The organism is Kaistia granuli DSM 23481 (assembly GCF_000380505.1).
In the GTDB taxonomy this organism is placed as follows: domain Bacteria; phylum Pseudomonadota; class Alphaproteobacteria; order Rhizobiales; family Kaistiaceae; genus Kaistia; species Kaistia granuli.
In genome coordinates this window covers 178,923-204,794 of sequence record NZ_AQYH01000019.1, presented here as the reverse complement: position 1 = coordinate 204,794, position 25,872 = coordinate 178,923, and the positions used below count along the sequence as shown (strand labels likewise).

The 25,872-nt window shown below is 66.1% G+C and carries 30 protein-coding genes and 1 tRNA gene; 12 read left to right on the top strand and 19 right to left on the bottom strand.

From position 1 onward, the window contains the following. Window positions 1-69: 69 nt before the first annotated feature. Both G342_RS0121495 and G342_RS0121490 read left to right on the top strand, forming a co-directional pair. Entirely contained in the window at window positions 70-630 is a 561-nt protein-coding gene (locus tag G342_RS0121495; RefSeq protein WP_018185241.1) for a hypothetical protein, read from the top strand. 185 nt (window positions 631-815) lie between these two features. After that, a complete protein-coding gene (locus G342_RS0121490) occupies window positions 816-1,199 on the top strand; it encodes a hypothetical protein (protein ID WP_018185240.1) in 384 nt (127 codons plus the stop codon). Window positions 1,200-1,284: 85 nt separating this feature from the next. On the opposite strand, the gene thrS is transcribed toward G342_RS0121490, so the two are convergent. Both thrS and blaOXA read right to left on the bottom strand, forming a co-directional pair. Next, window positions 1,285-3,255 carry a threonine--tRNA ligase gene (thrS, locus tag G342_RS0121485; RefSeq protein WP_018185239.1) on the bottom strand — a complete coding sequence of 657 codons (1,971 nt, stop codon included), beginning with the start codon at window positions 3,253-3,255 and terminating at the stop codon, window positions 1,285-1,287. A 214-nt stretch (window positions 3,256-3,469) separates the two neighbouring features. Then, window positions 3,470-4,303: a class D beta-lactamase gene (gene blaOXA / locus G342_RS0121480; RefSeq protein WP_198010851.1), complete on the bottom strand. Its 834-nt coding sequence runs from the start codon at window positions 4,301-4,303 to the stop codon at window positions 3,470-3,472. Window positions 4,304-4,406: 103 nt separating this feature from the next. Between blaOXA and G342_RS0121475 the strand changes: the two genes are divergently transcribed. Then, complete coding sequence (locus G342_RS0121475) at window positions 4,407-5,297, top strand: LysR family transcriptional regulator (protein ID WP_018185237.1); 891 nt, start codon at window positions 4,407-4,409, stop codon at window positions 5,295-5,297. 5 nt (window positions 5,298-5,302) lie between these two features. Here the strand turns inward: G342_RS0121475 and yidD are convergent, their stop codons facing one another. The 3 genes from yidD to G342_RS0121460 are packed head-to-tail and all read right to left on the bottom strand — an operon-like array spanning window position 5,303 to window position 6,486. After that, complete coding sequence (gene yidD / locus G342_RS0121470; protein WP_018185236.1) at window positions 5,303-5,662, bottom strand: membrane protein insertion efficiency factor YidD; 360 nt, start codon at window positions 5,660-5,662, stop codon at window positions 5,303-5,305. 25 nt (window positions 5,663-5,687) lie between these two features. Next, a complete protein-coding gene (locus G342_RS0121465; RefSeq protein ID WP_156831054.1) occupies window positions 5,688-5,987 on the bottom strand; it encodes a hypothetical protein in 300 nt (99 codons plus the stop codon). 46 nt (window positions 5,988-6,033) lie between these two features. Beyond that, window positions 6,034-6,486 (bottom strand): iron-sulfur cluster assembly scaffold protein, encoded by a 453-nt coding sequence (locus tag G342_RS0121460; protein WP_018185234.1) that lies wholly within the window; start codon window positions 6,484-6,486, stop codon window positions 6,034-6,036. A gap of 173 nt (window positions 6,487-6,659) precedes the next feature. Between G342_RS0121460 and folE the strand changes: the two genes are divergently transcribed. Continuing rightward, complete coding sequence (folE, locus tag G342_RS0121455; RefSeq protein WP_018185233.1) at window positions 6,660-7,286, top strand: GTP cyclohydrolase I FolE; 627 nt, start codon at window positions 6,660-6,662, stop codon at window positions 7,284-7,286. A 113-nt stretch (window positions 7,287-7,399) separates the two neighbouring features. Continuing rightward, complete coding sequence (hisI, locus tag G342_RS0121450; RefSeq protein ID WP_018185232.1) at window positions 7,400-7,873, top strand: phosphoribosyl-AMP cyclohydrolase; 474 nt, start codon at window positions 7,400-7,402, stop codon at window positions 7,871-7,873. 30 nt (window positions 7,874-7,903) lie between these two features. On the opposite strand, the gene G342_RS0121445 is transcribed toward hisI, so the two are convergent. After that, window positions 7,904-8,332, bottom strand: coding sequence for a CBS domain-containing protein (locus G342_RS0121445; protein WP_026304679.1), 429 nt, complete (start codon window positions 8,330-8,332; stop codon window positions 7,904-7,906). A 178-nt stretch (window positions 8,333-8,510) separates the two neighbouring features. Next, window positions 8,511-9,197, bottom strand: coding sequence for a rhomboid family intramembrane serine protease (locus tag G342_RS0121440; RefSeq protein ID WP_245557316.1), 687 nt, complete (start codon window positions 9,195-9,197; stop codon window positions 8,511-8,513). Window positions 9,198-9,604: 407 nt separating this feature from the next. On the opposite strand from G342_RS0121440, the gene G342_RS0121435 reads away from it, so the two are divergent. Then, window positions 9,605-10,195, top strand: coding sequence for a PAS domain-containing protein (locus G342_RS0121435; protein ID WP_018185229.1), 591 nt, complete (start codon window positions 9,605-9,607; stop codon window positions 10,193-10,195). A 380-nt stretch (window positions 10,196-10,575) separates the two neighbouring features. Then, on the top strand, window positions 10,576-11,190 hold the full coding sequence (locus G342_RS0121430) for a transglutaminase-like cysteine peptidase (RefSeq protein WP_026304678.1): 615 nt from the start codon (window positions 10,576-10,578) through the stop codon (window positions 11,188-11,190). 204 nt (window positions 11,191-11,394) lie between these two features. On the opposite strand, the gene G342_RS0121425 is transcribed toward G342_RS0121430, so the two are convergent. The 4 genes from G342_RS0121425 to G342_RS0121410 all read right to left on the bottom strand — a co-directional run bounded on the left by G342_RS0121425 (window position 11,395) and on the right by G342_RS0121410 (window position 14,291). Continuing rightward, window positions 11,395-11,916, bottom strand: a complete 522-nt coding sequence (locus G342_RS0121425) for a gamma carbonic anhydrase family protein (RefSeq protein ID WP_018185227.1) — start codon at window positions 11,914-11,916, stop codon at window positions 11,395-11,397. A gap of 178 nt (window positions 11,917-12,094) precedes the next feature. Further along, window positions 12,095-12,310, bottom strand: a complete 216-nt coding sequence (locus G342_RS0121420) for a DUF3126 family protein (RefSeq protein ID WP_018185226.1) — start codon at window positions 12,308-12,310, stop codon at window positions 12,095-12,097. A gap of 117 nt (window positions 12,311-12,427) precedes the next feature. Continuing rightward, a complete protein-coding gene (cysE, locus tag G342_RS0121415) occupies window positions 12,428-13,252 on the bottom strand; it encodes a serine O-acetyltransferase (protein WP_018185225.1) in 825 nt (274 codons plus the stop codon). A 280-nt stretch (window positions 13,253-13,532) separates the two neighbouring features. Then, the gene (locus G342_RS0121410) at window positions 13,533-14,291 is read right to left on the bottom strand and encodes an alpha/beta fold hydrolase (protein ID WP_018185224.1); all 759 of its coding nucleotides are present in this window, start codon (window positions 14,289-14,291) and stop codon (window positions 13,533-13,535) included. A 152-nt stretch (window positions 14,292-14,443) separates the two neighbouring features. On the opposite strand from G342_RS0121410, the gene G342_RS0121405 reads away from it, so the two are divergent. Together G342_RS0121405 and G342_RS0121400 are read left to right on the top strand one after the other, a co-directional pair. Beyond that, window positions 14,444-14,692 carry a zinc-finger domain-containing protein gene (locus G342_RS0121405; RefSeq protein ID WP_018185223.1) on the top strand — a complete coding sequence of 83 codons (249 nt, stop codon included), beginning with the start codon at window positions 14,444-14,446 and terminating at the stop codon, window positions 14,690-14,692. A 13-nt stretch (window positions 14,693-14,705) separates the two neighbouring features. Further along, a complete protein-coding gene (locus tag G342_RS0121400; protein WP_018185222.1) occupies window positions 14,706-15,893 on the top strand; it encodes an FAD-dependent monooxygenase in 1,188 nt (395 codons plus the stop codon). Window positions 15,894-15,902: 9 nt separating this feature from the next. Here G342_RS0121400 and G342_RS0121395 read toward each other — a convergent pair whose 3' ends face one another. Then, entirely contained in the window at window positions 15,903-17,357 is a 1,455-nt protein-coding gene (locus G342_RS0121395; RefSeq protein ID WP_018185221.1) for a GGDEF domain-containing protein, read from the bottom strand. Window positions 17,358-17,492: 135 nt separating this feature from the next. After that, the gene (locus G342_RS24930; protein ID WP_245557315.1) at window positions 17,493-19,097 is read right to left on the bottom strand and encodes an AMP-binding protein; all 1,605 of its coding nucleotides are present in this window, start codon (window positions 19,095-19,097) and stop codon (window positions 17,493-17,495) included. Between the two features lie 273 nt (window positions 19,098-19,370). Here G342_RS24930 and G342_RS25515 point away from each other — a divergent pair, with 273 nt between their 5' ends. Beyond that, the gene (locus G342_RS25515) at window positions 19,371-20,000 is read left to right on the top strand and encodes a PadR family transcriptional regulator (protein ID WP_018185219.1); all 630 of its coding nucleotides are present in this window, start codon (window positions 19,371-19,373) and stop codon (window positions 19,998-20,000) included. Window positions 20,001-20,027: 27 nt separating this feature from the next. Here the strand turns inward: G342_RS25515 and G342_RS0121380 are convergent. Next, a tRNA-Leu gene (locus tag G342_RS0121380) sits at window positions 20,028-20,112 on the bottom strand. Window positions 20,113-20,214: 102 nt separating this feature from the next. Continuing rightward, window positions 20,215-21,216, bottom strand: a complete 1,002-nt coding sequence (locus tag G342_RS0121375; protein WP_018185218.1) for a P1 family peptidase — start codon at window positions 21,214-21,216, stop codon at window positions 20,215-20,217. 262 nt (window positions 21,217-21,478) lie between these two features. On the opposite strand from G342_RS0121375, the gene G342_RS0121370 reads away from it, so the two are divergent. Continuing rightward, entirely contained in the window at window positions 21,479-22,147 is a 669-nt protein-coding gene (locus G342_RS0121370; protein ID WP_018185217.1) for a hypothetical protein, read from the top strand. Window positions 22,148-22,155: 8 nt separating this feature from the next. Here the strand turns inward: G342_RS0121370 and G342_RS0121365 are convergent, their stop codons facing one another. Beyond that, window positions 22,156-23,019: a LysR substrate-binding domain-containing protein gene (locus tag G342_RS0121365; protein WP_018185216.1), complete on the bottom strand. Its 864-nt coding sequence runs from the start codon at window positions 23,017-23,019 to the stop codon at window positions 22,156-22,158. Between the two features lie 129 nt (window positions 23,020-23,148). On the opposite strand from G342_RS0121365, the gene G342_RS0121360 reads away from it, so the two are divergent. After that, window positions 23,149-24,033 (top strand): DMT family transporter, encoded by an 885-nt coding sequence (locus G342_RS0121360; RefSeq protein ID WP_026304676.1) that lies wholly within the window; start codon window positions 23,149-23,151, stop codon window positions 24,031-24,033. A gap of 71 nt (window positions 24,034-24,104) precedes the next feature. Here the strand turns inward: G342_RS0121360 and G342_RS0121355 are convergent, their stop codons facing one another. The 3 genes from G342_RS0121355 to G342_RS0121345 form a co-directional block, all read right to left on the bottom strand. Beyond that, on the bottom strand, window positions 24,105-24,449 hold the full coding sequence (locus tag G342_RS0121355; RefSeq protein ID WP_018185214.1) for a hypothetical protein: 345 nt from the start codon (window positions 24,447-24,449) through the stop codon (window positions 24,105-24,107). Window positions 24,450-24,461: 12 nt separating this feature from the next. Next, window positions 24,462-24,959 (bottom strand): xanthine phosphoribosyltransferase, encoded by a 498-nt coding sequence (gene gpt, locus G342_RS0121350; RefSeq protein WP_018185213.1) that lies wholly within the window; start codon window positions 24,957-24,959, stop codon window positions 24,462-24,464. Between the two features lie 96 nt (window positions 24,960-25,055). Beyond that, on the bottom strand, window positions 25,056-25,814 hold the full coding sequence (locus G342_RS0121345) for a competence/damage-inducible protein A (protein ID WP_018185212.1): 759 nt from the start codon (window positions 25,812-25,814) through the stop codon (window positions 25,056-25,058). Window positions 25,815-25,872 lie beyond the last annotated feature (58 nt).

Sequence of the window (25,872 nt, the reverse complement as noted above, 5' to 3'; positions counted from 1 at the left end):
GGCCCGGCCGGAGATCCTCGATATTCCATTGGCTGATGCGTTCCACTGGGAACGAACGGGAGACTGAATATGAACCGCATTTCCATCACCAGATTGTCGCTCGTGACGTCGGCAGCCTTGCTGACAGTGATCAGCTTCACCGAGGCTGCCTCCGCCTTCAGCTCGTCATCCAGCAGTAGCAGCAGCCAGTCGAGCGCCTCCACGAGCGGACCCGGCACGGCAAGCGCTTCGAACAGCACCGGCGGCAACGGCTCGGGCACGGGCAGCGGCCACTCGGCCAGCGCCGGCGCCAATGCCGGATCGACGAGCAATGCCAACGCGTCCAATACGGGCGCCGGGACGGCGCAATCCAGCAGCTCCGGCGGCACCACCGCGAGCGGCTTCGGGTCGGGCAAGAACGCAACAGCCAACCATACGGCAACGGCCGGGACCACCGCGAGCGCCTCGACTGGCCCGGATGGGTCCGAGGCCTCTACCGGCTCGCCGGGCGGCGACAAGCCCCCCACTGGAACACAGCGCCCGACCTCGCTGCTCGCCAAGATTCTGGGCGTCGGCTGGCAAGACAACGCAGGCAACAATTGTTCCGGCGCCAAGACGAAGACTGGAAAATTCGCTAATTCCAACTGCTGAGTATGAAATTAATCTCGGCAGATCGTAAATATTTGAATGAAGATCAATTGCCGATCACGCAGATATCAACAAACTTCATTTTAGATAATCGTCGGTAACGCTAAAATGCCAAGCCGCGCAACATGCAAAAGCATGGAACGCCGGAAGAATAAACGGAATGAAGTGACAACCAAGGGAGTTTGTTTATGACCACCTATCGCAATATTCTCATCGGCGTTGCGACTTCCGCCCTCTTCGCCATCTCGGCCTCGGCCGCGATGGCTGGCCAGGCCAGCAGCTCCGCCACGCAAAGCGCAGGCGGCACCTCTTCGACTTCGTCGAATGCAAGCGCAGGCCTCGGCACCGCCAGCGGCGCCAGCACGAGCTCCTCCAATAGCTCGGCCGCCACCACCACAGCCTCCTCGAGCAACAGCTTGGGCTCGACGGGTCAGTCAACGGCCGGTGGCAATTCCTATGGCTCAGCGGGCAGCAACTACAATGCCACGGGCATTGGCGCCTCGACGAGCGGCGGCTCCGAGCACTACAGCAGCGCCGGGACCAACGGCTCCAGCTACTCGTGGGGCCCGTAACAGGATCCCTGTCGTCTGCCGGAACCTAATCCGCATTGCAGGCGAGACGGCGGCCGAGGGAAACCCCGGCCGCTGTCTTCTTGTGTCAGGCGTCAAGCTTCTCGCGGACGAGATCCGGCGGCGTTGCTTCCGCCACCAGCTCGGCGATCGCCTGGTCGAGCGTCGCCGAGACCTGGTCGCGGGAACCCAGGCGGCGGATGTTCACTGTCCGCTCCTCCGCCTCGCGCTTGCCGCAGACGAGGATCACCGGCACCTTGGCGACGGAATGCTCGCGGACCTTGTAGTTGATCTTCTCGTTGCGAAGATCGATCTCGGCGCGAAGACCAGCCTTGCGCAGCTTGGCCAGGACTTCCTCGGCATAGCCGTCGGCTTCCGAAGTAATCGTCGTGACGACGACCTGCTGCGGCGCGAACCAGAGCGGGAAGTGACCGGCGAAGTTCTCGATCAGGATACCGAGGAAACGCTCCATCGAGCCGCAAATGGCGCGATGGATCATCACCGGCGTCTTCTTCTCGCCGTCTGAATCGACATAGAAGGCGCCGAAGCGTTCCGGCAGGTTGAAGTCGACCTGCGTGGTGCCGCACTGCCATTCACGGCCGATCGCATCGCGCAGGGTGTATTCGAACTTCGGACCGTAGAACGCGCCCTCGCCTTCGAGGATGCCGGTCTTGATCTTGCCGCCGGACTGCTCCTCGATCGTCTTCAGGACCCGGGTCATGACCTCTTCGGCATGATCCCAGTTCTCGTCCGATCCGACCCGCTTTTCCGGGCGTGTCGATAGCTTGACGACGATCTCCTCGAAGCCGAAATCGGCATAAGTCGAGAGGATCAACTCGTTGATCTTCAAGCATTCTTCGGCCATCTGCTCTTCGGTGCAGAAGATATGCGCGTCGTCCTGCGTGAAGCCACGCACGCGCATCAGCCCATGCAGCGCGCCCGACGGCTCGTAGCGGTGGACATTGCCGAATTCGGCAAGCCGCAGCGGCAGATCGCGGTAGGACTTCAGGCCGTGCTTGAAGATCTGCACATGGCCGGGGCAGTTCATCGGCTTGATCGCGAAGACGCGCTCGTCCTCGGTATCTTCGCCGGCCGACTGCGCCGCGAACATGTTCTCCTTGTACCAACCCCAATGGCCCGAGGTCTCCCACAGCGACTTGTCGAGCAGCTGCGGCGCGTTAACCTCCTGGTAACCAAGCGGACGCAGGCGACGCCGCATATAGGCGATCAGCTCCTGGAACATCGACCAGCCCTTGGCGTGCCAGAAGACGACGCCCGGACCCTCTTCCTGGAAATGGAACAGGTCCATCTCGCGGCCGAGCTTGCGGTGGTCGCGCTTCTCCGCCTCCTCCAGCATGTGGAGATAGGCGTCGAGCTGGACCTGGTCATGCCAGGCCGTGCCGTAGATGCGGGTCAGCATCGGATTGTTGCTGTCGCCACGCCAATAGGCGCCGGCCACTTTCATCAGCTTGAAGGCCGAGCCGATCTGGCCCGTCGAGGCCATATGCGGGCCGCGGCAGAGATCGAACCAGTCGCCCTGGAAATAGATCTTCAGATCCTGACCGGCGGGAATCGCGTCGACGAGCTCGACCTTGAAGGCCTCGCCCTTGTCGGCGAACACTTGGCGGGCCTTGTCGCGCGACCAGATCTCCTTGGTGAAGTGAGCATTTCGCGTAATGATCTCGCGCATCTTCTGCTCGATCTTCGGCAGGTCTTCGGTCGTGAAGGGCTCGTTACGGGCGAAATCGTAGAAGAAGCCGTTCTCGATCACCGGGCCGATGGTGCACTGGGTGCCGGGGAACAGCTCCTGCACCGCCTCGGCCATCACATGCGCGGCGTCATGGCGGATCAGCTCGAGCGCGCGCGGGTCGTCGCGCGTCACGATCTCGAGCTTCGCATCCTGGTGGATCGGATTGGAAAGATCGGTCAGCACGCCGTCCAGCGTCATGGCGACGGACTTCTTGGCGAGCGACTTGGAAATGCCTTCGGCGATCGCCCGGCCGGTCACACCGGCGTCGAACTGGCGAACGGAACCATCGGGAAATGTCAGATTGATCATGTCTGTCTCCTGCTCACTCCCGCAGACGAGCGCGGGTAAGCGTTTAGGCTGGAAAAAGAGCGAGGTCCGGACCTCGCCCGCCGGCCGAAACTGCCGGTGCCAGACGGCTATATGATGGCGGCGCGGCAGGCAAGCCGCGCCGCCCAAATGGGAGCCGCAACGGCGAAGATCGGCCCCGATCCCGATCTTCGCCGGCCCAGACGGCCTGCCTCGCTCAGCCCGCGGCGAGCCGGGCGAAATCCCTCGTCATCGCGTCGCGCGCAATCATGCCGCCATAGGTCTTCGACCTCTGATTGCCGAGATTGAAGCGCGCGAAGGCGATCCTGCGCCCCTCGCGCTCGCCCCAGCCGACGAACCAGCCGAGCGGCCGTCCGCGGTCGATCGCGCCCTTGGCCGTGCGGAGAAAGCCGCTGCCGGTCTTGCCGACGAGGATCCAGCCGCCCTCGGCCGGATAGCGCGCCAGGCTCGCCAGCGTCGCGTCATAGGCATGGTCGGAGACGGCCAGCTTGCGGTCGAGGAAGCGGCGGATGAAGGCGACCTGCTCATCCGGCGAAATCGTGAGCGACGACATCAGCCACGATTCCGTCAGTCCATCGTTCTTACCCGGATTGCCGGAGATGTCCTCGTTGCCGTAACCGAAACGGGTGACGTAGTCGCGGAACCGCGCCTCGCCGAGCTTGCGGGTCAGCTCCTGCGAATACCAGACGATGGAATCCTTGAGCCAGATCGTCGGGTCGGTCGCCTTCCTCTGCTGTTCCATCGTCGCCTGAAACTCCGGGCGATACGCCCAGAGCGGATGATGTGGATCCAGCAACACGCCGGAATCGAACCCCATCACCGCGAGCGGGAACTTGAAGCTCGAACAGGGCGTGAAGCGGCGCTCAGCCGGGCCATCGCGAACGATCGTCTTGCCGGTCGCAACATCGACCATCACCATGGATACGAATTTCTCTGATGTCGTGGCGGCGCCGGCAAGGCCGGGGCCTCCGAACAGGGCAGCCCCCGCCGTCAACGCAAATCCGCTGGAAAACTGCCGTCTGTTGATCATGCACTCCATCTCCGCTGATTGGGACGGCCTTTGGTAGGTCACTGGCCGGCGACCGACAAACGATGATAATTCTGGCAAGCCATAAGAAAATCTAGGGTATCGGATGGTTCGTCCGCATCTGCCGCTGAACGCGCTGAAGGCTTTCGAGGCGTCGGCCAGGCATCTGAGCTTCACTCGCGCCGCCATCGAACTCGCCGTCACGCAGGCGGCCGTCAGCCATCAGGTCAAGTCGCTCGAGGCGAGGCTGGGCTCTCCGCTGTTCCGCCGCTTGCCGCGCGGCCTCGCTTTGACGGACGAGGGACAGGCCCTGCTGCCGGCGCTGCGTGAATCCTTCGACCGCATCGCCGGCGTGCTGGAGCAGTTCGAGGGCGGCCATGTCCGCGAGGTGCTGAATGTCGGCGCGGTCGGGACCTTCGCCGTCGGCTGGCTGATCGAACGGCTGCCAGCCTTCAAGCTCGCCCATCCCTTCATCGACATCCGCCTCTCTACCAACAACAACCGCGTCGACATCGCCGCCGAGGGGCTGGATTTCGCCATCCGCTTCGGTGACGGCGCCTGGCACAGCACGGAAGCAGAACGACTGTTCGCGGCCCCCCTCTCCGTCCTCTGCCTGCCGGAAATCGCCGAGCGCCTGGCCAAGCCCGCGGATCTTCACGGCGAGACGCTGCTGCGCTCCTACCGGGCCGACGAATGGCCGAGCTGGTTCGCCGCTGCCGGCGTCACCGCGCCGGCCGTGAAGGGGCCTGTCTTCGATTCCTCGCGAACGATGGTCGAGGCGGCGATCCTCGGCGCCGGCGTGGCGCTGGCGCCACCGCTGATGTTCCGCCGCCAGCTGGGCGCCGGCACCATCCAGCAGCCGTTCGAGATTTCCGTCACGAATGGCAGCTACTGGCTGACCTGGCTCAAATCCTCGACGCCGACGCCGGCGATGCGCTCGTTCCGCGCCTGGATCGTCAGTGCGGCCCTGCCGTACGGCACGGTGCCGGCCGAATAGCTGGTCTAGCCGTCCAGTCGGGTGTTCGGATCGATGTGGCGCCCCGTCCATCGGCCATAGCGCCACGGCCGGTACCACGCGGCATCTGGTGCCAGGCGTTCGGGCACCGGGTCATAGCCGGAAGCGCCGAACGGCCCGCAACGCTGGAAGCGAGCGAGGGTGATCCAGCCACCGGCCCACAGGCCGTAGCGACGGATCGCCTCTTCGCCATAGCTGGAGCAGGTCGGCAGATAGCGGCAGGATTGGCCGATGAAGGGCGACAGCGTCAGCTTGTAGAGCCGGATCAGGCCGATGCCCGCGAGACCCGGCCATCGGCCGATCGTCAGCCGCCCTGCCCGCGCGCCCTCGACGGCAGGCTGGTTCACCGACCCGGCGTCGCAGACGGTCCTGTCACGATGAGCAGTGCAAGTACAGATAACGTCCGGCCTCCTGGCCCGCGGCGCGCGCCACCGCGTGGTCGCCATTGATCTTCTTCGCTTCCGCCAGCGCGATCGTCGCTGCGGTTACCGCCTTGGTCAGTTGCCCCCGATCGGAACAGACCGGCTTCAGGTTCGGTGTCGTCGCCTTGACCTGATCGACGATCGTCTGCGCGTCGGCCGACAGCGCCAGCGCCGATCCGACGCCGAGCGCCGTCGCGATCAACACGCCCGCTGCCGCCGGCACGAGGCGGGAATGAAGGAATGCCATCATGCTCTTCACCTTTCCGCTGCGGCGCCGGCCGATCCGGCACCGCATGTCACCCCGCGGCCAGCGCCGCCTCCCGCCGCGCCTCGATCTGGCCGATCGCATCGACGACGGCGTCGAAGGTCAGCATGGTCGAGGCATGGCGAGCCTTATAGGCGCGCACCGGCTCCAGAAACCGGAGATCGGCGAAGCGACCTTCGGGCGGCGGGCCGCCCTCCTTCAGCATGCGCAGCATCGTCTCGCGCAGGCGCCGGAGTTCGTCCGCCCCGGCGCCGACGATGTGCCGCGCCATGATCGAAGACGTGGCCTGGCCGAGCGCGCAGGCGCGGACCTCATGCGCAAAGTCGCTGACGACATCGCCTTCCATCGCCAGATGAACGGTGACCGTCGAGCCACAGAGCTTCGAATGCGCCGTCGCGCTCGCATCCGGATGGTCAAGCTGTCCGATGCGGGGAATATTGCCGGCGAATTCCAGGATTCGCGCATTATAGATGTCGTCGATCATTGCGACCTCCTGCCGCCAATATAGAAACTCGCCAGCGGACGGACCAGATAGTAGGAGTGCGGCCAAGCAGTCACATCGCGGTCGCGCCTTCGACCCCGATCGGACCCGCAGGATCAGACCGCGATCACGCCGGATCGCGACCGGGTCGGTCGTGACCAGTATGGAGTAACACCATGGATGCCAAGAGCCCTCAGGCGAAGATCGATGCGACGGGACACAGCCACGCCCCGCGCCGCCCCAGCCGCGAGGAGGCGGAGGCTGCCGTCCGCACGCTGATCGCCTGGGCGGGCGACGACCCGGCGCGCGAAGGCCTGATCGACACGCCGAAGCGCGTGGCGAAGGCATTCGGCGAATTCTACCGGGGCTATCACGAGGATGCCGCCGAAACGCTCGACCGCGTCTTCGACGAGGCGGGGGGCTATGACGACATCGTCCTCGTCCGCGACATCCCCTTCTTCTCGCATTGCGAGCACCACATGGTGCCGTTCATCGGCAAGGCCCATATCGCCTATTACCCGAAGGGCGGCGTGGTTGGCCTGTCGAAGCTCGCCCGGGTAGTCGACATCTTCGCGCGCCGGCTGCAGATGCAGGAGCGGCTGACCAACCAGATCGCCCAGGCCGTCGACAAGGGTCTCGCCCCGCGCGGCGTCGCCGTGATGGTCGAGGCCGAGCACCATTGCGTGTCGATGCGCGGCGCCCATAAATCGGGGGTCTCCACCATCACCACGAGCTTCACCGGCATCTTCCACAAGGAAGCGGCCGAGCGCGCCCGGTTCCTCGCCCTGGTACAGGGTCGCTGAGCCGGTTCGGCGCTGAACGCGACCTCCCCTGACAGATCCGGCCTCGCGGCCGGCTCTACCCTTTTCCCGTCGCCGCGCCGGCGCTATGGCGAGACCGACAGCCGGAGATCCAGATGACCATGACCGATCCGACCCCGCCCCGCTTCGCCACCCCCGGCTCGCATGCCGAAGTAGAGGAAGGCACGACGCTGATGCCGCGCTTCGGCGCCGATGGCCTGATCGCGGCTGTCGTCACGGATTTCGAGACGGGCGATGTCGTCATGCTCGCCTGGATGAACGCCGAGGCGCTCGCCAGGACAATCGAGACGGGCGAAGGCTGGTACTGGAGCCGGTCGCGCCAAGAGCTCTGGCACAAGGGCGCGACGAGCGGCCATGCCCAGACCGTCCGGGAATTGCGGATCGATTGCGACCAGGACGCCGTCTGGATCAAGGTCTCGACCGCCGGCACGGGCGCGAACTGTCACACCGGCCGCAAGGGCTGCTTCTACCGGACCGTCCCGGTCGGCCAGAAGGTCACGCCGGCGCTGCAGCTCGACTTCACGGGCGACGTGCCGCTGTTCGACCCCAAGGCGGTCTATGGCGGCTGACGCCTTGGGCGCATTGGCAAGCGACGGCGCTCAAGCCGTCGCGATATAGGCCCGCATCTCGTCGGCTTCGCGTTCGACCTGCTCGATCCGCGCCTTGACGACGTCGCCGATCGAGACGATGCCGGCCAGCCTGTCGTCCTCGACGACGGGCAGGTGGCGGAAGCGCCCCTCGGTCATCCGGGTCATCACGTCGTTGATCGTGTCGCGGTCGGTGCAGGTGACGACCTTCGTCGTCATGATGCTCGAGACCGTGCCGCCCAGCGTATCCGGGCCGCGGGCGAGCGCGCGGACGACATCGCGCTCGGACACGATGCCGATGATGCGCTTCGCGCTGTCGGTGACGACCACGGCACCGATCCGGTGCTCGGCCAGCATCTGGACTACCGTGGTGATGCTGAGATCGGCCGAGACGGTCACAACGTCCCGCCCCTTCCGGGTCAGAATGGCAGCTACTGTCATTGACATCGGCTCCCTGTGCAAACGGGGCCGGCCGCTCTTCGAGGTGGACCAGTCCGAACCCCAAGGCCTGAGGCCGCGACCCTGAACTCGCGGACCTTCCAATCCTTGCGATGATGAGGCCGGAGGTTCTCGTTTGCAAGGCGAGGCTGGTCGTGGCGGCGAAGCGCCGCCGACAGGACTAGCGGCGCGCCCTGCCGACGGGATCGAACCAGGGAAAGGCCAGAAGGCCGAACAGGAAGCCGCCCAGATGCGCTTCCCAGGCGATCGAGCTGGTCGTCACGCCCGGCGGCGTAAAGACCAGACCGAACACCAGGTTGAAGACGAACCAGACGCCGAGGAAGGCGACAATGCGCCGGTCGCGCAGCATGTCGATCGCCGACAGCGCCGGACGGAAATCGGCGTCGCTGCGAACGATGCCGCCGCCGAGCCTGCCGCCGGCGGAGAAGGCGAAGCGGGCCGAGGCCGCCATCTGGGCCGAGATCGCCGCCGAGGCGCCGATCAGCGGCGAGGTGCCGGACGGATAGAGAAGGAGATGGGCCGCCGCTCCGGCCGCCGCACCCAGCAGCGAGAACAGCAGGAAGCGCACAGTGCCGAAACGGCGCGCCAGCGGCGTTCCGAACGCGGCCAGCCACAGGCCGTTGACGGCGTAGTGCATCCAGTCGCCATGCAGGAAGGCGTAGCTGAAGAAGGTCCATACATCGCCGGCAAGGCCGCCCGGCCAGTAGAAGCCGGGAATGGCCGGGCCCGTCAGCCGGATCGGAATGAAGGCGAAGGTGGCGATTAGCCAGCTCGCCTGCTCTTCCGACAGCACATAGACGCGGACGATGTGGACGATCGCCAGCACCGCCAGCGAGGCAATGATCACGACAGGCAAGTTGAATACCGGCTCGCGCGCCGCACGTTCGCTTCTCGGGCTCATTCCATCGGCATAGTCGGGAGGCGATGGCGGCGCAAGCGGATCGATGACGGGCTGGGGCCGAAAACAAGTCGGCCGTCCGGCGCGCTTCTCAATGGGCACGCACGGACGGCCTTCGTCACGCCCCGTCTAGCCCCCCGGCATAAGACGCCCCGTGAACGAGAGGTAAAATGTCACGCTTCAAAATTCAGTGCAATCTCAAATTATCTTCAACCTGTGCGTAACCCTAACCCAAGGGAATCGCCCGGGCGATCCGGTCACGTGCTATGAGCGCCTTAACATAGCGGCAGCGAGAGCCCGTTGCGCCGTCGCATTTCCTTTCGGGACGGAACGAACCGACAGAACAAGTAGGCGCAATGCAGCATCCATCGACCGCGGCGCTCTACGGCTACTGGGCCCGCCAGCGCGGCGCGGCACCGGCGCCGCGACGCAGCGCCATCGAGCCCGGCCCGATCAGCCCCCTGCTCGGCGACATCTTCATCCTGGAAGCCTCGGCCGATGGACGCTTCCCGTTCCGCCTCGCCGGCACGCGCCTCTGCGCCAGCGTCGGCCGCGAACTCACCGGCGAGGACTTCCGCTCGCTCTGGCTCGGCACAGACGGGCCAAACATGGCATCGCTGCTGCGCTCCATCACGGCGGAGGCCGCCGCCATCGAGTTCCGCCTCGATTGCCGCAATGACCGCGGCCAGTCGCTGGCGGCGGAAATGCTGCTCCTGCCCATGCGCCAGCACGGCGCCGCCATCGATCGCATTCTCGGCCTGATCGTGCCGCTCGAACGGCCCTACTGGCTCGGCCTGCATCCCCTCGCTCGCCAGACGATCGCGCAGGCCGGCCGCATCACGCCCGAGGCGACGTGGCTCTCCCCGCCCACCGCCGTGGCCGCGACACCGGTTCCGGCCGCCAGCCCGCGCCCGCATCTGGTTGTGCTCGACGGCGGCAAACGCTAGTCCACGGATCGACGCCGGAAGACCTTCCTCGAAACGCCCCTGCGAGGACAACCTCGCCCCGAGCCTCGCCCACGCCCCTTGCAGGTGCCGATCCCGGCAGGCTGGCGCCGATTATTCACAATTTATTCACCATGCTGTGGCGACGCCACCACAGGGGCGTCATGAATCCAGCATTTCCGCCATTTGAGGTGACCGACCGGATCGGGACTGTCTCCCAGGGATGGACAATCGCCCAAGGTCAAATGGTTAATCGTTCATTAAACCAAAGCTTAAATTGCGATTATAAATTGACGAGAAGTCGATTAGAAACATCGCGCTTGGCTTAGATCGGAGTAAAAGTCTATATGGCATAGTCTTCCTCAGACAAGAGGACGGGTTCTATGTCGTTTGTACGCGTATCGAGTATCATTGCCGGGCTTGCCCTGGTCCTCGGCCTGGTTGCGGGTGCCTCCGCACAGGAACATGCCGCCTTCATGCGGATAACGGGAAAAACCAGCCAGCCGGTCGGCCATCACGAGCTGTGCTCGCGGATGCCGGAAGAATGCAATGAGACGACGCGCAACAGCGATCCCGTCCAGCTCACCGTCAAGCGCTGGAACGAGCTGATCGCCGTCAACGACAACGTCAATACTGCGATCGAGCCAGTAACCGACGAAGAACTCTATGGTCGCCAGGAATACTGGACTTACCCCGAAGATGGTAAGGGCGACTGCGAAGACTTCGTCCTGCTGAAGCGCCGCGAGCTGATCCAGAGCGGCTGGCCGGCAGGCGCCCTCCTGATCACCGTCGTGCGCCAGACCAATGGCGAAGGCCATGCGGTCCTGACCGTCCGCACCGATCGCGGCGAGCTGGTGCTCGACAATCTCGAGCCGAAGATCAAGCTCTGGGGCGAAACCGAATACCAGTTCCTCAAGCGCCAGTCCGACCGCAACAGAGGCCGCTGGGTTTCGATCGAGGACGACCGTCCGACGCTGGTCGGCAGCATCCGCCGCTAAAGGCAGGCCAACCTCACGGTGCCAGCCAGGCCTGTACCCGCTCCCGGGCGGAGCGGCGAAGGATGGCTCCCAAACTCCCAGAGAAGAGAAGTCCCGGCTCAGGCGGCGTCAATCGCGCCGCGGCCCGCAGCTGCGATGCGGTCCCGGCCGGACCAACCCCGGGTCCGCCGCCGAGGCAGATGCCGGATCGCAAAGGCCCCGGATCTACCGCAGGCCGGTCGCGTAGCGGCGCCAATTCTCGACATAGTGGTCGGCGCCGGCCCGAAGCTGCGCGAACGCCGCCTCGTCCAGCGAGCGGATCACCTTGGACGGCATGCCGACCGCCAGCGAGCCGTCTGGGATGACCTTGCCTTCCGGCACCAGGGCGCCGGCACCGATGACGCAATTGGCGCCGATGCGGGCACCATTCATGACGATGGCGCCCATGCCGATCAGGCTGTTCGCCCCGATCGTGCAGCCATGCAGAATGGCGCGATGGCCGATGGTGCAGCCTTCGCCGATGTCGAGCGGATATCCCATGTCGGTATGGAGCACGGCGTGCTCCTGGATGTTGGAGCGAGCGCCCACCGTGATGCGCTCATTGTCGCCGCGCAATACGGCGCCGAACCAGATGCCGACCTCGTCGCCCAGCGTCACCTTGCCGATGAGGCGCGCATCGGGCGCGATCCAGTAGCGGCCTTCCGGCGGCAGTTCGGGGGAAACACCGTCGAGGGCATGGATCGGCATGGCGGGATCGGATCCGTCGGCAGGAGGGCGATGCAGGCCCGGCCGAACGCGGCGCCGAGCCCTTCGGGTCCGGACGCAAGGGCATCCGGTTCAGTCGTATCCACGACCGGCGCTCGCATGGAGCCGGCGCCAATCATGGTACGTCTCAGCCGGGAGACAACGTGTCGCCGGCGTCGCTTCAGGCTTCCTCGAGATCGATGTCGAGAATGGCCATGGTGAAATTGTAGGACAGTTCGCCCTCTTCGTCGTCCCGGAACAGAACGCCGACGAACTCGTCACCGAAATAGACCTCGGCGGAATCGTCCTTGCGCGGACGCGGACGGATGCTGATGCCCTTCGAGTTGAAGCGGCGCTGGAAGAAGCTCTCGAGCTTCTGGACCTCTTTGCGATCCAATTTGATCTCCTGGTCAATCGGGGGAACAACTGGGCATTGCCATAGCGCCGTCAGGCACCACGACCGTCGCATCGCCGCCCCGAGCGGCGCCGCCACAACCCACGAAACGATGCCTTATTATGCCTGATCCGGCAGGATCTGGTCCATCATCCGCGCCGGCTCGGCGCAAGGCGCCTTGCCGACCACGCGGGCCGGCACACCCGCGACCGTCGTGTTCGGCGGAACCGAATGCAACACGACCGAGCCCGCGGCGACGCGCGAGCAATGGCCGATCTCGATATTGCCGAGGATCTTGGCGCCGGCGCCGATCAGGACGCCATGCCGGACCTTCGGATGGCGATCGCCGGTTTCCTTGCCGGTGCCCCCGAGCGTCACGCCCTGCAGGATCGACACGTCGTCCTCGATCTCGGCCGTCTCGCCGACGACGAGGCCGGTTGCGTGGTCGAGGAAGATGCCCTTGCCCATCGGCACGGCCGGATTGATGTCGACCTGGAAGACCGAGGATGAGCGGCTTTGCAGATAGTAGGCGAAGTCGCGGCGTCCCTGCCGCCACAGCCAATGGGCCAGCCGGTGCGTCTCGATTGCGTGGAAGCCCTTGAAATAGAGCACCGCCTCGATGGCGCGATTGCAGGCGGGATCGCGATCATAGACCGCCTGGATGTCGACGCGGATGGCATTGGCAATATCCGGCCCCGCCGCGAACGCCTCGGCGAAAGCCTGGCGGATGAATTCCGCCGACAGGTCGCTGTGATGCAGGCGCTCGGCGATCCGGTGCGCGACCGCGTCTTCCAGACGACCATGATTGAGGACGGTCGCATAGACAAAACTGGCCAGGGCCGGCTCGACGCGCATGATCTCTTCGGCCTGCGCCCGCATGTCGGACCACAGCGGATCGAAGCTGGCGAGGGCTTCGCCGACGACGCGGGAATTCACAGCTGACATTGACGACTCCTTCGCTGCCATTCATCGCCGCAGCCATTTTCGAACGGCACCCTAACATGGGGCCTGATGCCGCAAAACCGACATCGCTGAGTAAATAATGCTCCCGACCGCTCCCGGCGATGGGGGGCGCGCGACGAGGGCCGAAGACATATCGGCCGGAGGCGAAAATGCAACGGAAATCAAAATGCCGGCCCGGCAAAGCCGTGTGGAACCGCGCCGGCATTCGGAATCAGTTTGTCGACGATCCCCGCCAAGTCGCTGGCGCGGCGTGTTTTTTCGTTCAGCTCAAGCCGCGCCGGGCGAGGAATTCCAGGACGCCCGCCTTGTAGACCTTGTCGCCGACGGCGAGCATGTGATCGCGCTTCGGGATATCCAGCACCTCGGCGCCCGGAATGATGGCGGCGAGATCGGCGGCCGATCCGGCCAATTCGTCGCGCTCGCCAACGGCGATCAGCACCGGAACGTGCAGCGTCGAGAGATCGTCGGCCGAGATCGGCTGACGGGTTGCCTTCATGCAGGCGGCGAGCGCCACGCGGTCGCTGCCGGTCTGGTCGGCGAACTTACGGAACATCTGGCCGATCGGGTCGGTGATCATATCGGGCTGGTCGGTCTCCAGGGCGTCGACGACCGGCTCCCAAGGGCCGATCCCGGTGACGATGCCATAGCCCAGCCCGCCCAGGATGATTGACTTGACCATCGCCGGATAGGTCAGGGCCAGGAAGGTGGTGATCCGAGCACCCATCGAATAGCCCATGACATCAGCCCGGGAAATATCGAGGTGTTTCAGAAGGTTGCGCGCATCCTCTGCCATGGCGGCGATGCGATAGGCAGCGACCTCATGCGGCTTGTCGCTGGCACCATGGCCGCGATTGTCGAAGGCGATGACGCGGCGACCGGACTTGACCAGCGTGTCGACCCAGCCCGGATTGATCCAGTTGACCTTGGCGCTCGATCCGAAGCCGTGGATGAGAAGGATGGGCGGGCCCTCGCCCTCGTCCAGATACGCAAGGGAAAGGCCGTTCGATGGAAAGCTTTTCATGGGGGGATCCGCGATCGATGACCCGTCCTTATGCCGGATCGGGTCGGCCGCGCCAAGGTGTCGCCGCGACAGCGTCGTCGCCGCCCTGTTCATCCCGCCGCCGCGACGCTATGGTCCCGCCACTTGCTGCTTCGAACCGACGGACCCGCGCCATGGCCGCCCATGTGATCCCCCATTTCCACAATGATTCCGGTGTCGAGACGATTGAGATCGGCGTGAAGGAATTCATGTGCGTCGGCGCCAAGCCGCCCTTCGACCACCCGCACATCTACATCGACATGGGCGATGAAGCGGAAAAGGTCTGCTCCTACTGCTCGACGCTCTATCGCTTCAACGACCGCCTGCATGGACCCGAGACGCTGCCGCCCGGCCATCTCTACGTCGAGCCGGTCGCGGCCTGACCGGCTCCTTCCGATGACCCAGATCCGCGTCGGAATCGCTGGCGCGGGCATTGCCGGCCTGACCACGGCTCTCGCCCTCTCCGATCGTGGCATCGCCTCGACGCTGTTCGAACGCGCGAGCGAACTGTCGGAAGTCGGCGCCGGCCTGCAGATTTCTCCAAATGCCGGCCGCATCCTCGAGGGCCTCGGCCTGACTACGGCGCTGGACCGCGCCGCCGTCCGGCCCGAGGCGATCGACATGCGCTCGGGCCGCACCGGCGAACCCATCGTCACCCTGCCGCTCGGCGATGCCGCGGCCCGGGCCTATGGCGCCCCCTACCGTCTCGTCCATCGCGCCGATCTGCAGGCCCTGTTGCTCGAAGCCGCGCGGTCCGATCCCCGAATCACGCTGAACCTCGGCGCCGAGGCGACCGGCGTCAGCCAGTCCGCCGATGCCGCCAGCCTGACCGTGAATGGCACCGAACATAGCTTCGACTGCCTCGTTGCCAGCGATGGCGTTCGCTCGACGCTGCGCGATGCCGTCCCGGGAGCCTCACCGGCCCGAAGGGGCGGCCGCACCGCCTGGCGGACAACGATCCCGATTGGCGCCGCTCCACGCGATCTGCCGCATGAGCGCACGACCGTGCTCTTGAACCGCGCCGCCCATGTCGTGATCTACCCGGTCCGCGGCGGCCGGTTGATCAACGTCATCGTCGTGATCGAGGAAGACTGGGACGGTCCGGATTGGAGCGCGCCCGGCGACGCCGACATCCTGCGCCGTCGTTTCGACGCCGACAGCACGCGCTATGTCAGCCGCTTCACCGATATCGAGCTCAACTGGACGCGCTGGTGCCTGACCGAGGTCGATCCGCGCGGCAACTGGGTCCATGGCCGGATCGCGCTGATCGGCGACGCCGCGCATGCCATGGTGCCCTTCCTGGCCCAGGGCGCCGCCATGGCGATCGAGGATGCCGACATCCTGGCGAGCACGCTCGCGGCAGGCGGCCCCGTCGCCGAAGCACTCCAAAGCTTCGAGGCGCTGCGCCGGCCACGCGTGACCCGTGTCTGGAGAACGGCGCGCCAGGCCGGCCAGATCTATCATCTCGGCGGCCCCATGGCAGTGGCGCGCGACCTCACCATGACGGGTCTCGGCGGCCAGCGGCTGCTGGAGCGCTATGACTGGATCTATGGCTGGCAACCGGAGCATGGCGCCTCCGGCTGAGGCGGGCCATCAGCTCGCCGCGGCGGCCGAGCGCGGCGGCGGCGCATAGCAGGCGATCCGGTTTCGTCCGGCGGCCTTCGCCTGGTAGAGCGCCGCGTCGGCGAGCGGCAGCAGTTCGATCACGCCGCCGCTCGGGTGGCGCGTCCGATGCACGATGCCGATGCTGATGCTGGTGCGCAGCGCCGGGCCGTCATCGACGGGAATCACCAGACGCTCGACCGCATGGCGCAGCCGCTCCGCCATGGCGATTGCGTCCTCGCGGGTGATGTCGGGCAAGGTGACGGCGAACTCCTCGCCACCCAGCCGGCCGAAAAGATCATGCCGGCGCAATTCACCGGCGATGGTGTCGGTCACCGCGACCAACACCGCGTCCCCAGCGGCATGGCCATGCAGATCATTGACCTGCTTGAAATAATCGATGTCCATCATCAGGACGGCGACGCCGGAAAACCGGTTGGTCTGCTGCCGGGCGAACAGCGCCGCGCTGCGTTCGAGATAGGCTCGCCGTGCCAGGATGTTCGTGAGGCTGTCCATGCTGACGGCGTGGTCGAGGCGGGCGAGCAGGCGGCGTTGCGCCACCGTGATGGTGGTGACGGTGAGCGGGCCGAGCGCCACCAGCGTGATGCCGAGGCGGAACGACGTGCTGCCGTCGAAGAAATCGAAGCTGGCCGGCAGATAGAGCAGATCCGCCGCCTCCGCCGTCAGCATCGCCAGGCTCGACAACATGACGAGGATGCTCATCGGGAACAGGCCGTAGGTGAGCGAGCACCAGAGCAGCGCCGGCACGGGGAACGCGATGGCGCCAGGCCCGCCGATGGCGATCGAGGCGGCGACCGAAAGGCAGAGCGCCGCGATCGGCATCGTCGTCGCGGCTTCCGGCACCACATTGCGCAGCCAGTGCGCAAAAGCGTTCCAGTCGAGCCGGGGCGGCGCCGTCAGCAGCATGGGCAGCAGGATGATGTAGTTGCTGAGTTCGGAGATGAACCAGAATGCGTAGCCGGTCTGCAGCGGCGGCTCGACCGCCAGGCCGGTGCCGACCAGCGCCGACACCATCGAGGCGGCGACACAAATCAGCAGCATGTGCAGCACCGAGAGCGGGCGGCGCAGGGCGCGATCTTCGGCGTCGAGCCGTCCGAACAGGATGAAGCCGGTGACCACGCCGGTCATGTTGGACGAGGTGAGCCAGAGATTGGTGATCGGCGCGTCGCCGCTGACATAGCCGGCAGCGAGATAGCCGAACAGCGCGGCGATCCAGCCGGAGGGCCCGGCCAGGGAGGGCCGCAATACGAACAGGCCAAGCAGCACCGCATTGGCCGGCCAGAGAGATGCGAGGAACCCGAGCGGCCGCGTGAAGATCCCGAGCAGGGAGACGCCGAGAACGATCGCCGCCACAAAGCAGGCAGCGCCCAATCCGGGCGCGAGCTTCTGCACCAACCCCTTCCTGCGTCCGATCGATTCGTTCATGCCGTTCAGCCTGGATCGATACACGGCAACTCTGTACCAATGCGTCAGGGACGGCCCGCAGCGAGGCCCGCCGAATTCCGCGCAGGCTAAGGGCAGCGCCCGCACCGGGTCAACCGCCCACCGCCCGGAAAGCGATTAATCGCCGCCGGCGGCTCCGCCGCGCCGGGCCAGTTCGCCGATTGCCGGATAGTCGGTCTTGCCGGTCGCGAGAATCGGCAGCGCGGCGACCGAGACAATCCGCTTCGGCACCATGATCTCCGGCACGCCATGCGCCCTGGCCGAAGCGATCAGCGCGTTGCGATCCGGATCGGCCCGCTCCGTCACAAGCACGATCTGCTCGCCCTTGCGCTCGTCCGGCACCGAGACGGCGGCATGGACGTTGTCCGGCCAGACCTGCGCGGCATAGGCTTCGACCGCGGCGAGCGAAATCATCTCGCCGCCGATCTTGGCGAAACGCTTCGCGCGCCCGCGAATGGTGATGTAGCCGTCGGCGTCCAGACTGACGATGTCGCCGGTGTCGTGCCAGCCGTCGGGCGTCTGCTCGAGCACGCCCGGAGCGCTGTCGCGCAGGTAGCCAAGCATGACGTTCGGGCCCTTGATCCAGAACCGGCCGCCCTCGTCGAGGCCCGGCACCGGCTCGATCCGGTAGGACATGCCGGGCAGCAGCCGGCCGACGGTACCGTCGCGGTGATAGAGCGGCGTATTGGCCGAGACGACCGGCGCCGCCTCGGTGGCGCCATAGCCTTCGAAGAGTTCGATGCCGAAGCGATCGCGCCACAGGGTCCGCGTCGTCGGTTTGATCTTCTCCGCCCCCAGCACGACGAGGCGCAGCTTCTCGAAATCACCCGCCTCCGCCATGCGGGCCCAGCCGGCCGCGAAGGTATCGGTGCCGATCAGGATGGTGGAGCCGCTGTCGCGCACCAGCGCCGGGATCTGCTTGTAGTGCAGCGGCGTCGGATAGAAGAACACCCGCATGCCGATGGCAAACGGCGCGATCAGGCCAACCGTCATGCCGAAGGAATGGAACACCGGCAGCGGATTGAACAAGGAATCGTCGGGCCGGAGTTCGAGCGTGCGCAGGAACTGCTCGACATTGCAGAGGACATTCGCATGCGTCAGCGCCACGCCCTTCGGCGCCCCTTCCGAGCCCGAGGTGAACAGGACGACGGCGGTGTCGTCGGGCTTGGCGCCGGACCAGCCATGCAGACGGCGGGCGAACCAGGACGAGACGACGCCGCGAACCTTGTCGAAAGTGGTGACCGTCTTCGCCAGATCCTCGAGCCAGAGGATCTCGACATCGGCCGACAGCGCGGCGATCAGCTCCTCGAGCTTGCCTTCCGCGATGAAGCGGCGCGACGAGATCACGTGCCGGATCTTGGCGGCCTTGCAGGCGACGAGCAGGTTCTTCGGGCCGGCGCTGAAATTCAGCATGGCGGGCACACGACCGAAGGCGACCAGGCCGAAAAAGGCCGGCGCGACGGTGGCGACATTCGGCAGCAGCATGCCGACACGCTCGCCCTTGTCGGTACGCCGCGCGAAGATCCGGCCGAGCACCATCGCACCAATGATGACGCGGTCGAACGTCATCGGCTTGCGCTGGTTGTCCTCGATCACCTCGCGCTTGCCGCCGAAGCGGGCGCGCGAATCGAGCAGCATGCCGAACAGCGTCCGCCGCCAGCGCCGCTCGTCGAGCGGGATCTCCTTGGTGGCGGGGCTCGGTATGGCGGTCGGCATATCCATCGGCGTTGCGTCGCTCTCTGCAAGGTCGGACCCGCCGAACAACATGGGCACGGCACATCATCATACAATGACGTCCGCCACACATGCGAGCGGGCAACGGCGAGACGGGGCCCGCACGCACTTTCCGCGTTGGAAAAGCCTGACCTCGCTCCCCGCCTCCCGGTCCCGGACCGATCCATCGCCATAAGCGCGCAAGACATGTCGTAAGATATATCTTGACGTTGCGACCGGCCGCTCCTAGCGATACGAAACCTTGCATCGATCGGAGGCCGGATGGGCCAGACCTCAATAGGCGTCGACCTCCCGGCCGGATCCCGCCTCGCCGGTCGCCCGTCGCGCGGCCGGGGCGGTGACAGCCTGCGGGTCGGCCGGATGGTGGCCGATGGCGATCTGCGGCTCGTCGTGCTGTCTTTCCTCGAGCAGGCACCGCGTCACGGCTACGACATCATCAAGGCAATCGAGGAACTGACCTCGAACAGCTACAGCCCGAGCCCAGGCGTCATCTATCCGACGCTGAACGTCATCGAGGCGGCCGGTCACGCCAGCGTCGCGACCCAGGGCAACAAGCGCGTCTACACCATCTCGCCGGCCGGCCGGCGAGACCTCGCCGACCAGCGCGCCGCCACGGACACGATCCTCGACCATCTCGACAAGATCGGCAGGCGGATCGCCCAGACGCGGGAATGGTTCGACCGCGGCGAATCTGCCCGTCGCGACGACCGGCCGGACCGCGACATTCCGGGCGTCGTGCCGGAACTGAACGACGCCCGCCGCGCCCTGAAGGTGGAAATCGCCGCTCGCGTCGGCAGCCCCTCGATCGAGCAGCACCGCGTCGCCGAAATCCTGCTACGCGCCGTCGCCGAGATCCGCGCCACGCGCCCGGCAGACGAGATCGACCTCTAGCAGGGGGCCGATCGTCTTTTCGGGAAGTGGTGCGGGCGGCGGGGATCGAACCCGCATGACCGAGGCCGAGGGATTTTAAGTCCCTTGCGTCTACCAGTTTCGCCACGCCCGCAGCGGCGGACTTCTGCCATCTCTGGCGCGGGTTGGATAGCCAAATTACACAACTCGCAATCCGGTTGTGCACATCAGCTGCCAAAGCGCCCGCCCCAGCGCCTCAGGACACCCTATCCCCCCACACATCGCGCCAGGCCGGCAGGCTGCCGGGCTGCGGCAGGGCGGTGGCTTCGAAGACGGCCCTGGCGCAGGCTCGAGCAAGAGCGCGCACGACGGCGTCACCGATCAGGGCGAGATCGAACACCGGATCGGCCAGCGGCAGGCGGCCCGTCGCCGCGGAGAAGATCGTGTCCCCATCGAGCGGCGTATGCACCGGCCAGATGGCGTGGGCGTAGCCGTCATGCGCCATCACTGCCAGCCGCTTGCACTGCGCCTTGGTCAGCACGGCATCCGTGGCGATGACGGCAAGGGTCGTGTTGGCGCCAGGCGGAAGCCCCTTCAGCGGCGGGCGATCCGGCAGCGGCGGCAGCGGCGACGGCAGGCCAAGACCGCCGAATTCGGCGGCCTGTTCGAACGGAGCCGCCCAGAAATGCGGCCCGTCGCCGAAATTGACCGCGCCACAGGCATTGACCGCGACCAGCGCCCCGACGGTATGACCGGTTGCAGCAACCATGGAGGCAGAGCCGAGCCCGCCCTTGAGATTGACCGTCGTCGCGCCTGTGCCGGCGCCAACGCTGCCGAGCTGGAAATCGCGCGTCGCGGCGAGCGCGGCGGCGTAGCCAAGGTCGCGATAGGGCGAGAAGCGCCCCCAATCCTTGTCGCCACCATTCGTCAGGTCGAAGAGGACGGCACCCGGCACGATCGGGACGCGTGCCGCGCCGACCTCGAAGCCCATGCCGCGCTCGGCGAGCGCCGCCATGACCCCGCCCCCCGCGTCCAGTCCGAAGGCGGAGCCACCGGACAGGACGAGAGCGTGCACCGCGCCGACCGTCTCGTCCGGCGCCAGCAGATCGGTCTCCCGCGTGCCGGGCCCGCCGCCGCGCACATCCACCGAGGCAACCGTGGGCTCGTCGAAAAGGACCGTCGTGACGCCGGAAGCGAGCGCCAGCTCGGTGGCATGGCCGACCCGGAGGCCGGCGACATCGGTAATCAGATTGCGCATCCGGGCGGAACCCTCCTGGCAGGTTGCATTGGCGCGCAAGGCGCTGGCGACGACCCCGCCAGCTAAGCCTTGGTGGTCGCACATCGCAACCTCCGCAACGGCATGGATGGCCGCGCGATGCCAGGTCGCGGATCTCCTCATCGCCTGCGCGGAAATTGCCCCTTCAAATCCACGGCACGGCTGCTACATCCGGCATGGGGGAAACGTGGCACCACGACGGCTCGCCCAACACCTTGCACGACGAGCCAAAAAGGGTTCTCCCATGACCGATCCCGTTTCCCACCGCCAGCTCCTGGCGCATGAACCATTCGCCGTCCTCAGCCGCGTTCCGGCCCTCGGCAATCTCATCCTCGGCATCCGGGCCGGCGGCGCGCTGCTGGAAGGCCTCGGCGCGATCGATACCGTCTCGCTCGAGGATGGCTTCGCGGTGCTTAAGGCTCCCGCGCGCGAAACGCGGTTCAAGCTGGCAGCAATCGCCGGCATCGTCACCGACCAGATGGTGATGGCGAGCGTCATGCCGTTCCTCGAACTGCTCGACGCCGAAGGCAACACGATCGCCAAGCTGACCGTGCTGGACGGGCTGGAGCGTTTCGACGCCGCGCTCGCCGGCCTCGAACGCACGCCGATCGAGGCGGCGCCGCCCGCCGCACGGCCCGGCCCGGGCGACGAGGCAGCCGACGGTCCGCTGAAGGCGGCGGAAGCTGCCGGCAAGCCGGTGACGCTGCAGGCGGTGCGGCCCGGCGCCCGGCATCGCTGGACCGGCACGTTGACCAGTGTCTCGCACAGCCACGGCTTCCTGAACGCCATGCAGCCCGACATGCATCTGCATGTCCGCGCCGGCGCGATCGCCAGATGGCGGGAGGAGCCGGCCGGCGAATTCAACGCGCTCGACGCCGAGGGGCGGCCGATCGGCCTGACCATGCAGGCCTGACGCCGCGCTCAGGCGGCGCGCGCCATACCCTCATGCTCGCAGAACTGGATCACCAGCTCTGCGAGTTGCCGCACGGGAGCCCGCGCATCCGGCGCAACCCGCAGCACCAGTTCGGTCGGCGGGACGGACGGAAATCCATCGCCGGCCGAAAGCACGGCATAGCCGGGCTTGCACGCCCTTGCCTCGATAAGCGCGACGCCCAGCCCGCCCGCGATCGCCGCCTCGATGCCGATCAGGCTGGCACTCTCATAGGCGATCCGCCAGCGCCGGCCGGACGTCTCCAGCGCATGGACGGCGCGATTGCGATAGCGACAGCCCTGCGGGAAGGCGATGAGAGGCACCGGGTCGGCGCGGCGCCAATCGCGATCGGCCGCTCCGACCCATACTAGCTGCTCCGGCCAGACGCCTTCGGCGGGGGGACCGCCGGCATCCCGCTTCATCAGCACGATGTCGAGATCGCCGCGTTCCAGCCCGGCCTCCAGCGCCACCGACAGGTCGCAGCGGACATCAAGCCGACATTCGGGCCGCAATTTCGAGAAATGCGATACCAGTCGCGTCAGTTCGACGATGGCGAAATCCTCCGTCAGCCCGAGCCGGACCTGCTCGGCCGCCGCCGTCGCGCCGACGGCGCCGCGCGCTTCCTTCGACAGGGCCAGGATGCGGCGCGCATAGCCGAGCAGCCGTTCTCCCTCCGCCGTCATCGCGACGCCCCTGCCCTCGCGGACGAGCAGCGGCGTGCCTGCCATGTCCTCCAGCTTGCGCATCTGCTGGCTGACCGTCGACTGCGTCCGGTGCACCCGTTCGCCGGCCCGGGTGAAGCCGCCGGCGTCAACCACGGAGACGAAGGTCTTGAGAAGATCGAGGTCGAACATGGCGCGCCCCCATGGATCGTATTTTCAAATCCATAGCATCCGAATATCGAATTTCCAAATGGCCGAAGCAGTGCTTATGGAAGGGGCCGAAGCCCCTTGCCCATGATGGCCGCGATGACAGACCGGACGATGACGACAACCACCCTGCGCGGATCCTCTGCCGGCGATCTGGTGCTGATCGCGCTGTTCTGCCTGATCTGGAGTTCGGCTTTCGCGGCGGCGAAGTTCGCCCTGCCCTATTGTCCGCCACTGCTGCTGCTTTCGAGCCGCTTCATCGTCGCCGGCGGGCTGCTGCTGGGTCTCGCGGTCACGGCCGGCCGTTTCCGACGCCCCGACGGCGCCACGCTGGCCAAGCTCATCCTGCTCGGCGGCCTCAACAGCGCGCTCTATCTGGGCCTGAGCTTCTCCGGCATGCAGACGGTGTCCTCGGCCTTCACCGCGGTGCTGATCAGTTCCAATCCGCTGTTGACCGCACTGCTCGCCGCGCCCTTGCTCGGCGAAAAGATGACGCCGCAGAAGCTCGGCGGATTGCTGCTCGGCATGGCGGGCGTCGCCATCGTCCTCCGGTCACGGCTCGCAGCCGGCACGGAAGACTGGCACGGCACGCTGCTGGTGCTGGCCGGCCTGCTGTCGCTGGTCGCCGGCACGGTTCTGTTCAAGAAGCTGAAGCCCGAGGGCGATCTCTGGACCGGCACGGCGATCCAGTCGCTGGGCGCGGGACTGATGCTCGCGCCGGTGGCGCTGGCAACCGAGAGCCTCGGCGATGTCAGCCTGACGCCGTCGCTGGTCGGCGGCTGGCTCTATCTGGTCATTCCCGTCTCGATCGGCGCCTATCTGCTCTGGTTCCGGCTCCTGCAGAAGAAGACGGCGACCGAGGCGACGGCGCTGCATTTCCTGATGCCGCCGCTTGGCCTTCTCTTCGGCTGGCTGGTGTTCCGCGAGCCGGTCAGCCTTCTCGACCTTCTCGGCATCGTGCCGATCGCGATCGGTATCGCCATGGTAACGCGCGGCTAGGGCCGGATGTGAAAACGGCGGCGCCATGCGATGGCGCCGCCGTTTCCAGAACTGCAAGCGATGCGACGCGATCAGGCGTTCGGCTCGCCGCCTTCTTCGCGCTGGGCCTTGACCTCGGCGATGAACTCCTCGGCGTCCTGCTTGGCAGAACGGGCATGCTCTTCCGCATCCTTGTTGAAGCGGTCGAGTTCCATCTTGAGGCCGCTGACCGACGGCTTCTCGACGCTGTTCGCATAGGCGATCATGCGCAGCGAGACGGCGAGGTCGAGCACCATGGCGGCGAGCAGGCCGTCGTCGAGCTGCTTGTCGTCGGCATAGTCCGAGATCAGGTCGTAGAGGGCATCGCGATGCTCCTCATATTCTTCGGCAAAGGCTTCGAAGTCTTCGTCGTCGGCGGGTTCGTTCGGTTCGGTCATCTTGGTTGTCTCCTAGCCGACGATCGGCGGTTGAAAGGCGAGACCCATGTCCCAGGGAAAATAGATCCACGTATCCTGTGACACTTCGGTGATGAAAGTGTCGACGACGGGGCGGCCCATCGGCTTGGAATAGAGCGTCGCGTAATGCGCCTTCGGCAACATCTCGCGCACCAGTCGCGCCGTCCGGCCGGTGTCGACCAGATCGTCGATGACGAGCACGCCGGCACCGTCGCCACCGCCGAGATCGATGATCTCCTGGCTGACCGGCTTCAGAACCTTGAGCGAGCCCTGCTCCTTGTAGTCATGATAGGAAGCGATGCAGATCGTCTCGATCATGCGGATGCCGAGTTCGCGCGCCACGATCGCCGCCGGCACCAGCCCGCCGCGCGTCACGCAGACGATCGCCTGCCACTTCTGATCGCCGGAGAGGCGCCAGGTCAGCGCCCGAGCATCCCGGTGAAACTGGTCCCAGGATACGGGAAACGCCTTGTCGCTGCGAGCATCGACCATCATTGTCTCCTGCGCGTGAAAGAAGCGGAACCCTTGTGACGAGGCTCTCCGCCATGCAATCGGATCATCCTCGCGATCCACAGATATCCGGACATATCAGCTATTCGCCTGCATCATGGCTGCGACCATCTGCTCCACCGCCTGGGCGGCGAGGTCCAGGCGGGCGGCGTCGCGCGCCCGCAGCACGATGTCGGTGGCGAAAGCGCCGTCCAGCATCTTCGGATAGCTGCCGATCGAGACATCCGGATAATCGGCCTGGATCGCGCCGAGCTTGCTAGCGATACGGCCCTCGCCCATGCCGACCGGCACGGTACGTGACAGCATCTTCGTCCCGGTCGGGATCTTGGCGGCGACTTCGTCGAACATCGCCTGCATGATCGACGGCACGCCGGCCATGACATGCACATTGCCAAGCGTGAAGCCCGGCGCCTTCGAGACCTTGTTGAGGATCAGATCGGCGCCGGCCGGAATGCGGGCCATGCGCAGGCGCGCCTCGTTCAACTGGCCGGCGGCGTAGTGCTCGGTCAGGATGGCGACGGCGCGAGGATCATGGTCGATCGGTACGCCGAAGGCCTTGGCCATCGAATCCGCCGTGATGTCGTCATGCGTCGGGCCAATGCCACCGGTCGAGAAGACGTGGTCGTAGCGAACGCGCAGCGCGTTGACCGCCGCGACGATCTCTTCCTCGACATCCGGCACGATGCGGACCTCGCGGATGTCGACTCCGATATTGGTGCAGTATTCGGCGATGTAGCCGATGTTCTTGTCCTTGGTCCGTCCCGACAGGATCTCGTCGCCAATGACGAGGATCGCGGCGGTGACGACAGGCACGGCTTCGGGGATAGGCTCAGCCATTCACAAACTCCATCGGTCTTCGATGGGTGTAGCGCTCCCGCGCCGGTCGCTCAAGGGA